8 protein-coding genes are annotated in these 10,529 nt (G+C 45.4%); 3 read left to right on the top strand and 5 right to left on the bottom strand.

The window, feature by feature from the left end:
- Window positions 1–36 precede the first annotated feature (36 nt).
- Window positions 37–363, bottom strand: coding sequence for an ArsR/SmtB family transcription factor (locus AB4Z17_RS06935; protein ID WP_144376785.1), 327 nt, complete (start codon window positions 361–363; stop codon window positions 37–39).
- 395 nt (window positions 364–758) lie between these two features.
- Between AB4Z17_RS06935 and AB4Z17_RS06940 the strand changes: the two genes are divergently transcribed.
- Complete coding sequence (locus tag AB4Z17_RS06940) at window positions 759–1,961, top strand: S-layer homology domain-containing protein (protein ID WP_441958906.1); 1,203 nt, start codon at window positions 759–761, stop codon at window positions 1,959–1,961.
- 175 nt (window positions 1,962–2,136) lie between these two features.
- Here the strand turns inward: AB4Z17_RS06940 and AB4Z17_RS06945 are convergent, their stop codons facing one another.
- The 4 genes from AB4Z17_RS06945 to AB4Z17_RS06960 all read right to left on the bottom strand — a co-directional run bounded on the left by AB4Z17_RS06945 (window position 2,137) and on the right by AB4Z17_RS06960 (window position 7,715).
- Window positions 2,137–2,592: a hypothetical protein gene (locus AB4Z17_RS06945; RefSeq protein WP_441908154.1), complete on the bottom strand. Its 456-nt coding sequence runs from the start codon at window positions 2,590–2,592 to the stop codon at window positions 2,137–2,139.
- A 102-nt stretch (window positions 2,593–2,694) separates the two neighbouring features.
- Window positions 2,695–4,527, bottom strand: a complete 1,833-nt coding sequence (locus AB4Z17_RS06950; RefSeq protein ID WP_441958908.1) for an ABC transporter substrate-binding protein — start codon at window positions 4,525–4,527, stop codon at window positions 2,695–2,697.
- A gap of 222 nt (window positions 4,528–4,749) precedes the next feature.
- Window positions 4,750–6,258, bottom strand: a complete 1,509-nt coding sequence (locus AB4Z17_RS06955) for an ABC transporter permease (RefSeq protein WP_441878819.1) — start codon at window positions 6,256–6,258, stop codon at window positions 4,750–4,752.
- A 14-nt stretch (window positions 6,259–6,272) separates the two neighbouring features.
- Window positions 6,273–7,715, bottom strand: coding sequence for an ABC transporter permease (locus AB4Z17_RS06960; protein ID WP_441958910.1), 1,443 nt, complete (start codon window positions 7,713–7,715; stop codon window positions 6,273–6,275).
- 217 nt (window positions 7,716–7,932) lie between these two features.
- Between AB4Z17_RS06960 and AB4Z17_RS06965 the strand changes: the two genes are divergently transcribed.
- The gene (locus AB4Z17_RS06965) at window positions 7,933–9,669 is read left to right on the top strand and encodes an ABC transporter ATP-binding protein (RefSeq protein ID WP_441958912.1); all 1,737 of its coding nucleotides are present in this window, start codon (window positions 7,933–7,935) and stop codon (window positions 9,667–9,669) included.
- Between the two features lie 220 nt (window positions 9,670–9,889).
- Complete coding sequence (locus AB4Z17_RS06970) at window positions 9,890–10,213, top strand: 2Fe-2S iron-sulfur cluster-binding protein (RefSeq protein ID WP_441958914.1); 324 nt, start codon at window positions 9,890–9,892, stop codon at window positions 10,211–10,213.
- The last annotated feature ends 316 nt before the right edge of the window (window positions 10,214–10,529 follow it).

The raw sequence follows: 10,529 nt of genomic DNA on the forward strand, positions 1-10,529 counted from the left end.
TTATATCATTAATCCGTTTATGTCTTATTGCTAATCTTACTTATCTGTTTCCTTGTTTTGCAGCTCCAGTAAATAATCATCCAGCCGATCGTAGCGCTCCTCCCACATACGTCGGTATGATTCAAGCCAAGCGTCTAATTCCTTAAACGGATCAGGACGCAGCTTGTAAATACGACGGTTAGCAATCGCCTGCACCTCAACAATACCGGCCTCGCTAAGGACGCGCAAATGCTTGGAAGCTTGGGGCTGGCGTAGGCCAAGCCTTTCAGCAATCTCCCCAACCGTTAGAGGACTCGCTCGCAATAGGTCAACAATCTGCAGGCGGTTAGGCTCAGCCAAGGCACTCATAACGTTAGCATTCATAAGAAAAACATCCATTCACTTGATTTAATTAAATAAGCCTTCTCTAAAGCAATCATTACTTTATTGAATCCTTTAAGCCCTCCCTCCTTGTATTTCCTTTTGTTGAATCAAATATACCACAACGGGAATATTCCTGTAAAGGAATATTCAAATTATTTTTAAAGCTTGCTTATGTTCCATGAAATCAACCTAGCAGCGGATTTAAGAACCATCGATATCATCGATGTTCTTTTTCATCCTACATCGCCTCATCTAATTCAGTTTAAAGAAAATAAATCAAATCGCCGTTTTCACTCGCAGCTATCAGTTAAAATACTATACTTTCCGATATAACATTAGGAAGTTTTTAACAATATAAAAAACGGTACTTATTTGGATTCGGAAGGATGAATTTTATGTTTAAGATTAAGCGTATAGTCACATGTCTGATCATCGTATCTTCATTATTTTGGTTAACAACAACAGCAACTTTGCATGCTCAGGATCAAAAAGATGACGGAAAATACGATTTTCTCATTATCAAGCCCTATGGAATGAAAGGACACTGGGCTGAGCGTTTGTTTCAATGGGCTATGGCACAAAATATTATAAATGGATACCCTGACAGCAGCTTAAAGCCTGACGAGCCAATAACTGAAGCAGAGTTTTTAAAAGCTCTTTATAGAGCCTTGGGTATGGCTTTGCCATCCGCAAGTTCCCCTGAGGGTAATGATGATTGGACAGGCGGCCCCTATCGCCTGGCAGAGAGCTTTAATCATCCTACATCTGGCGCTTCGAACCATAAGCTGCGAATGGAGCCAATCACGAAGTCACGAGCTTCAGAAATCATTTGTGCCGTGCAAGGGGTTCATTTTGAAGGCGAAGACGCCGTTGTTTACCTTATTGGAAACGGTATGGCTAACAGTGAAGCTATAACGCCAGAGCAATTCAATGGACAGGACTCTTTTTCACGAGCAGAAGCCATTCAGTGGATTAGACAGCTCACCTTTAAAGGAGTACTGGATATAGAAAAAAGGCCAACCGCTCCATCGGATCGAACACTTCTACCGTCTTTACCATCTGCAGCCGTCCAGCGTATTCCAGATTTCAGCGCCGAACCCGTCACGAGAAATGACTTCAATTTATTTGGAAATAGTCCTTTTACTGAGGTGAAGATAGGAGACTCAAAAAAAACAATAGAGGAGCTATACGAGGTTTCGGATGAAAAGGATGTCTTTAATAATAACATTTACCCTTTATTCTCAGCACACTACAACAAAGATGGGCTGATTGATTCTTGGAAAATAGATCAAGACACTATTGAACCTGCCAATACAAATCCGTCATTACGTACATATAAGGGGATTGTCCTTGGAGAAAGCACCATGTTCGATGTCCTTCGCCTATATGGAACTTTTGGTTTTAATGCAGATCAAGCTACCTATTTCTACGAGAAGACGAGCGACGGAAATTTCCGCGACATTTCCATTCATGATAAGCTTAACAACCCTGATAATATGTATTCAATATCGTTCATATTCGATAAGGAGAGCCATGCTGTTGTGTATGTCTCGACTTCTTGGTTCCCCTATTCTTATTTTGGATGGGAAGATGTTTAAGGTTATACAACAAACCCAGTACCGATGCGGTACTGGGTTCGTTGTATAGGTATAACATTCGTTCCAGAACCCTAAACGAAGAGCATTTTTAAAAAAAGCATCCTTCTTATAGGTCACAATTCTGTTCACCGAAACCATAATCATAAATTATTCCTTTTTTAATTCCAGCCAACCCTTATGCTCTAACAGGTGCCACCTTATACGCTGCTCTACCGTCTGAATCTCGCTCTCCCTCATGAGGGGATACTCCCCAGCCGAATGAAAGGACGGAAGCGAGGCGCTGTGCTTCAGCTTCTGACAAATGGGCGATGACCGCTTCGTTCTCCGGCTCCAGAATAAGCTCTGCTTCTTGCTTCAGTGCGACAAGTATCCAGCTGTGAATGCCGCGTATCGTGTTGTACTTGATTTGATAGCCGCTTGTTACAGCTTGTACGAAAGTATCTTGTTCCTCATTCGCCAAAGCGGTTAAAGCGGTGTATTCGAAATGGAACTTGCTTTCATCTGTCGGCAAATTGCCAGCCTGCACTTTGCTAATCAGTTCATCATTTGGCCAGCCGTAAGCCTTCAGCGATTCCAGCATCAAGGCATCCCATTGTGAAAGCTTCGTTTCGGGCTTCAGTGTGTCAGCCATTCGTATTCTCTCCTTTGCGCTCGCATGTGAGCAGTCCTATGTGAAAGAGACTGCCCCGGTCATCATGGATAACCGGAGGCAGTCTCTTGCCAATATTAAAAGTTACTTGCTTGCTTTGTAGGCGTTTAGGAATTCTTTCGCTTTCGCCGGATCAGCTTTCAGCTCCATGCCTGTATTCACAAGCGGGCTAAGCGTGGAAACGGCTTTGAACTTGTTGCCATTGTAGAAAGCCAAGATCTCATCCTGGTTGATGGAGTATAGAACTGCTTTCCGCAGGTCTGCGCTTTCCGCAACTGGACGGTTTTTTGTATTGAACAGCAAGTAAGAAACAGCATTGCTTTGTACGGTTTGAAGCGCCAGCTTGCTGTCGCCMTTCACAACGTCAAATTTCGTCTCGGATACGCCGTAGTAGATGTGAATCTCACCACTGCGGAGCGCGGACAAGCTGCTGTCTGCGTCTTTGATAAAACGGATTTTAATATTAGCGATATTCGGCTCATTTTCTGTACCCTTCATATACGCAGGGTTTTTGTAGAAAATAGCTTCGTAATCATTTTTGGAGGACAGGATGTATGGACCGCTTGTAAACAATGTGTTGTTATACGCGCTGCCTTCTGTTACCGTATTTTGGTCGCCGTAAGGAATATCTTTGTTCACATCGAATTTAGCTACATCGTACGTGTTGATGCTCTCTACTTGTTTCTTGGACACGATACCTGCCGATTGGTGAGCCAAGTAGTTCAGTACTTGCGGGAAAGGCTCAGTCGTCGTAAGCTTAACGACTTGGTATTTACCCTCTTTGTTGTTCGCTTGCTTCTTATCCGATACGAGAGCGGAAATTTTTGAACCAAGACCTTTTTCAAGAGCTGCTTTTACTGTGTCGCTGCCACCGGAAACCTTAACAGCATCTAGTGCTGCAGCATCCGTTACAAGCTCCACGTTATTGATATGCTCGTGAAGAGTAAACGTACGGTGGTCAGGTACAGAGTTTTTGTCTTTCGCGCGGTTCAGCGAGAAGATTACATCGTCAGCACCAACACGTTCGCCAGTATCTACTGCGAGCTTGTTTTTGATTTGAGCAAAATTGATATCGTCTCTTAGGATAAAGTAGTAATCGGAATTGCCATCAGCAATCGCATGATTCAACGACAGGGAACCTTCGGAAGTGATTTTATCATCATCTGTTAGATTCACTAGACGCACATACATATTCGTATTAATAATGTTGATGGAGCCGTCGTTGCCTTTGATTGGATCAAGCGACGTCAGCGTCGGCATAGTCGATTGAAGTACTAGCGCATCTTTTGCACGCTTTGAAGTGTCTTTAAAATCAACATCTTCCCAAGGAAGGGAACGTGACTTCGAGATGCGTACGGAATCCTTGTTCAGTACGTCTTGATTCAAGGCCTGTGCTTTCAATGAGTTGTATAGCGGCGCGATATAAGCCTTGTCAAAGACAAGCTGCTGCTCGAATTGCTTGTACGTTTCTGTGTACTCTTCTGGCGTTTGAGCACCAGCCGCATCAATCAATTTATCGATTTCTGGATCAGCAAGGATGCTGTAGTCTCCGCCTGTTTTGAAGAGCGAGCGTACTGCATAGTCGGGGTTACCTGTAACGGTAGTCCAGTTGGACAATGCGATGTCATAGTTGCCAGCGTCCTGCTGCGATTTGAAGCTGCCGTAATCAGCTTGTAGATTCAATTTCACTTTAAAGCCGTTTTTTGTAAGCTGATCGCGAACAATGTTAAGGTCAGCCTCGTTTGAGCTCATGCCAAGCAATTCTATATCTACTGGGTTACTGTCAACGACTGCCTCTGTTCCTTGCGTTGGTGCTGGTGATTCCTTCACGTCGTTCTTTGTTGTTAATTTGCAGCCACTGAGCATAATCGAAAGACTGATTAGCAACAATGCGGCGAATTTGCCTTTGTTCTTCATGATAGTAGTCTCCTCCTGTTTTATCTTTATCTTGTATGTTAACTCACATTCAGTTATCGGCCATTCCGGTCTCGTAACGTAGAAGTCGATGGAATATGAATGAGGTTATGAAGAAACGACTTCGTCGTCCTTGTTTAAGGACAAGAAGTTTCTCGCAAAATATAGGCGGAGTACAAATGTGAAGCTTATACTTTCCTATATTTTAAAAAAGGGATGAAATCTTTAATCCAGCTTCGGATCCAGCGCATCGCGCAAGCCGTCGCCAAGAAAGTTGAATGAGAGTACAAGCGCGATAATCGCAAGTCCCGGATAAACAGCCGTATAGGCATGCGTTTCCAGATATGCGCTTCCGAGTTTTAATATATTTCCCCACTCCGGAATATGCGGTTCGACGCCAAGCCCCAAATAACTCAAGCTGCTGGTCGAGATGACCGCAGTACCAATCGTCAGCGTAGATTTTACAATCATCGGCGCGATGGAGTTAGGTACGATATGCTTGAACAAAATAGTTCGGTCACTGGAGCCGAAAGCTCTAGCAGCCTGTACATATTCCAGCGTAGATACGAGCATGACATTGGCTCTCATTGTCCGGGCATAAGTTGGAATCGCACCTACGCTTAATGCCAAAATGAGATTGACCGTACTTGCGCCAAATGCCGCAATAATTGCAATGGCAAGCAGAATGCCAGGAATCGCATAGAGGATATCTAATATCCTCATAATAATATTGTCCGTATGCCGCCCGTAATAGCCAGAGACTGCACCTAGAACGCCCCCAATCAAGACGGGGATGAGCGTTGACAACAAGCCGACAGCCAAAGAGATTCGTGCGCCGAAGACGATACGCGAGAACAGATCTCTTCCGAAATTATCCGTTCCTAGCGGGTAAGCCAGCTCAGGAGATTGAAGAATTAAGCTGTAGTTGTTCTCAACCGCAAGGCCGTAATCAAAGGTCAGGTAACTGGTTATGGCCAGCGTGAGCAGGAACAGGATAAAGAGCAGTCCCAGCATGGAAGTCGAGCTCCTCGACAGACGCTCCACAACTTCTCCAAGCTTAGAGCCGGATGAATACCCCTTGTCCCGCAGCTTCGCAATCAATAATAACCCTAGAAATAATGCGAACAAGTTGCCGGATACCGAAGTTAAAATAAGGATGCCAGCAACGATTCCCATCCAGCGAGGCATCGCTGCTTGATCTGCATACTTAGCGACCAGCAGCAATGCTGCGAGCTGCAGGAGCGCGGCAACAATCAACAGAAACATACCGATCATAAACCCGTTAGCCACATAAGGCTTAAACAAGTTAAGGGCTGATACTGCGAATACGAGCAGAGTCGTAAGGAGCGAATAAACAGCCAACGTATACGCCGCGCTTTTTTTCTGCTTGATGAGCTGGAACGCCGTGGTTGCCACGAATACATTCGCTGTTAAAAGGCTTAACAGCAGTACATAACCAAGCATCCTTGTGGAACGTCTGATTGCGCCAAAGCGGATAAGATCGCTTCGAATGAGCGCCCATACCGCCAGCTCGAGCAAAGCGAAGGCAAAATATGCAATGCTTGCAATGAGTACTGCAGGCTTAAATGACCCGTCACCGGGAACATAACTGTTTAGCAGAAGAACAAGACCAAGCGCCAGGGATACGATGCCAGCGAAGCTTGCCTGACTGTATTCTTGGCTCGATTTCAGCCTGAACTTGACTTCTTGCTTGCTGATAGTAGGATTCGTCAAGAGTAGCACCTGCTTTAGTATTGTTTCATTTTCGAGCGGATTCTAGGATCAAAAAACGCATACATCAAATCGACGATAACATTCACGATCGAGATGGTAATGGCTGTATAGACGACCCCGCCCATCACGCTAGGAATGTCGGGAATGAACTGCTTATCAACGATATAACTGCCGATACCGCTAATATTGAATACTTTCTCTGTGACCGCCGCTCCCCCGAGCATACCGCCGAACTGCAAGCCAATGACAGTAATAATTGGGATAAGCGCGTTGCCAACGGCATGCTTCCAAATGACGCTTTTGCGGGCAAGCCCTTTGGCCCTTGCGGTTGTAATGTAATCCTCATGAATAACTTCTAACGTCGATGAGCGGGTCATTCGGGCTACGGCAGCCGTTAGCCCTGTGCCTAGAACGACAATCGGCATAATCGCAGACAGCCAGTTCTCAGGGTTATACGTTGCAGGCAGCCATGGAAGCTTAATTGAGAAATTCAAAATAAAAATAAGCGCCTGCCAGAAGTTCGGAATCGACAATCCGAGCAAAGCAATGAACATAAAGGTATAATCAAAAAAGGAATTCGGTCTCGTAGCCGAAATAATGCCGATTGGCAAAGCAATCAATACTGCGATCAGCGTCGAGATAACCGTTAACGTGAGCGTCACCGGAAATTTATTCGCGATAGCTGCAGTAACATTCTCGTTGCCTGCAAATGACTTGCCGAGATCGAATGTAAATATACCTCTAATTGTGTCCCATAACTGGACAAGATAAGGTTGATCCAATCCGTACAAATGGTTGAAGGCTGCGATCTGCTCTGCAGTCGCTGTCTCTCCTAATAAGTTAGCCGCTGGATTCATTGGCGATATATACAGGATTGTAAAAACGAGAAAAGCGACGCCCAAAATAACGAATACTGACATCACGATTCGTTCCGCAACGTATTTCAAGTAAGGCATCGAGTAAATGGCCATCAACACATACATTGGAAAACCGATAATGAGTGATAAGATGAAGAAAGCCGGATTCAAGGCTAACGCATGATACGTATCGCCAAATGAAAACTTCAGCCCGCTCTCGCTGGCAAGCCGTTTGTCCAGCTCATGGTTGAACGACTCGTTAAATTTGATTTCAGCCAACCGCTTTGCTTCTAGTTCGGTCTGCTCTGCACTGACGGTTTGCCCGAAGAAACGATGCTTGCGGACAAGCTGTTCTTTAGCCTCGATACGCAGCTTATCGAGGTGCCCGGTTGCAAGCAGCTTGCTCCTCGTCTCCTCGGCGATTGCTTTGTAGCCGTACTTAGACTTACGATATTGATGAACGCCATACACGATGGCAGATACAGGAGCTCCTAACAGCAATATAAGCAGACTGTAGGCTGGATGTAATAACATTTTGCGGTAGATGGCGGCGATATGATCAACAAAGCCATTACCCGTAGCAGTTGCGTGCCCTTTCAAGCTAGTCCGCTTCCTTTCCATCTAGTAATTTTAAATTGCATTATTCCGATCAATATAGTAGATTTTATTTTATGGACTGGAATATGTCAATAACTTATAACTTTGTTACTTACTTTTTTTCATTATACATGATATAAGGAATATCAGGTATAAATAAGAATCTCTCTTTAAATTACCCTATTCTCAATTGGAAAACCACAGAATTGCAGGTGCATATATGGATACATTATTACAAGTTAACGATTTATCGGTTTCTTTTTTCGCCCGTAACAAAGAAATAGAAGCGGTACGTCACGTCAGCTTTGAGGTCCGTAAAGGCGAAACGCTCGGCATTGTAGGCGAATCCGGCAGCGGAAAGAGCGTTACTGCGCGTACAATTATGAGGCTTCTGCCCTCTCCCCCTTCCATGGTGAAGAACGGTGAGGTGCTTTTTCAAGGTCAAAATTTAGCCTTTAAAACCGATAAAGAAATGGAAGCCATACGCGGAAGAGATATTGGGATGATCTTTCAAGATCCCATGTCATCGCTCAATCCGACCATGCGGATCGGCAACCAAATTGAAGAAAGCTTGATCAAGCATCAAAAGCTGGACAAGAAGCAAGCCCGTACTGAAGCGATCGAGATGCTGAAGCTCGTAGGCATTCCGAACAGCGAAGCCCGCTATCATCAGTACCCTCATGAATTCTCTGGCGGGATGCGTCAGCGGGTCATGATCGCCATTGCGCTGGCATGCCGTCCTTCGCTGCTAATCGCAGATGAGCCGACAACGTCGCTTGACGTTACCATACAGGCACAGATCCTTAACCAGATGAAGGATATACAGAAGCAGCTGGGAACCTCCATTATTTTAATTACGCATGACCTAGGTGTCGTAGCCGGCATGTGTGATCGCGTCGTCGTCATGAAGGACGGAGAAATCGTCGAGACAGGAACAACGGAGCAAATCTTTGCTAGTCCCCAGCATCCTTACACTGTTAAGCTTCTCCATGCATTGCCTCGTTTAGACGAGAAGAAAAAACCGAAGCCCATCCCTGCGATTATTCAGCGGGAAGATGGCGTGCCTTTGCTGCAGGTCCGTTCATTGAAGCAATATTTTGATATGGGCAAAGGGCAAATTGTTAAGGCCGTTAATGATATCAGCTTCGATATACAGGCAGGTGAAACTCTCGGAGTTGTCGGTGAATCGGGCAGCGGAAAGTCAACGACCGGCCGCACAATTCTTCGCTTAAATGAGGCGACGGGCGGCGAAGTGCTTTTCAAAGGAATACCGCTTCAGCAATTAAATCGCTCGGAGATGAAGACGATGAGACGCCATATGGGCATGATCTTCCAGGACCCGTACGCCTCACTAAATCCACGGCTTCGCATCATTGATATTATTGGCGAAGCGCTTGACGTACACGAAATAACGGCCTCCAAACGGGATCGTCAGAAACGTGTCGAGGAGCTGCTTGAGATGGTTGGGCTAGATCCATCTCATGCCATGCGCTACCCGCATGAGTTTTCCGGCGGCCAACGGCAGCGGATCGGCATTGCACGGACGCTTGCTGTAGAGCCTGAATTTATCGTCTGCGACGAGCCATTGTCCGCACTCGACGTTTCCATTCAAGCTCAGATTGTGAAGCTGCTCGAGGAGCTCCAGCAAAGGCTTGGTCTGACATACCTGTTCATCGCCCATGATTTATCGATGGTGAAGCATATTAGCGACCGCGTCGCGGTCATGTATAAAGGGAAGATCGTTGAGCTTGCCGAAAGCGAGGAGCTTTACGCGAATCCGATCCATGCTTATACGAAGTCGCTTTTGGCAGCAATCCCAGTACCCGATCCCAAGGTTGAATCGCAGAAGAAGCTGGTAGTGCATGAGGAAGCTGCCAAAGCTGATCCCTACGAGCTAGAGCACTCCGAATTCGTTGAAGTGAAAAAAGGCCACTGGGTGGCCGTTGCAACCAGCTAAGCTGGCGACATTAAAGAATCGTGCCCCGTTAGATGAATGATCTTTCGGGGCACGGTTCTTTTTATTTTAGCCATTTTACCCTTAAGAAGGATACTTTGAAAAAAGCACACCTCTTGTGGGTCAGTTAAGGGCTATAGTATTGGACTTATTCTACAAGATAATGGTTTAATATAAGCTGGTTAGGTAATATGAGGATGAACAATTCGAGGAGGAATGGCAAATGCCAACGGTTCAAGTAGAAGGAAGAAACGCCATTCAGGCAGTTGAGGGCACAAAGCTTGTGCTAATGTTAGAGGATAATGGAGTCGACGTCCTGCACCGATGCGGCGGGAACGTTAAGTGTACGACATGCGCTGTAGAAGTGATCTCTGGAGATGCAGGCGAGATGAGCGAGGCAGAAGCGACAGTTCTTCGCAGCAAAGGAATCGAGGATGCAGCTATTCGGCTATCCTGCCAAATTCGGCTGCATAACGACCTATCGGTTCGGCTTATTAAGACAGCGACTTCTACTGGCCTAGAACCCGGCACTCGTCCCCAAGATTAATCATTTTCCCGCATTATATGGTGATGGAAAAGCAAGCTTCGATCATAACAATAAGAGAACTAACTCCATCTGGGTCATATCTACGGCAATAAGGGCTTCTAGCCCTTTTTTGTTTTTATTGGTAGGAATACCGAAAAAACCGTGATACCCAAACAAGCAAATGAACACGGCCTTCTTGCTAACAGTACGGTTGTTATATCCAGTGCGTACACACATTTAGCTTATGTTTTTCTGCATTTCCACGACTGTTTTCTCTTACACTTTCTATTGACTTTAACACCTAACTCTACAGCCGTTATAGAAGTTATTTTAATAT

It is taken from the genome of Paenibacillus sp. TAF43_2, from assembly GCF_052113545.1.
Taxonomy (GTDB): Bacteria; Bacillota; Bacilli; order Paenibacillales; family Paenibacillaceae; genus Pristimantibacillus.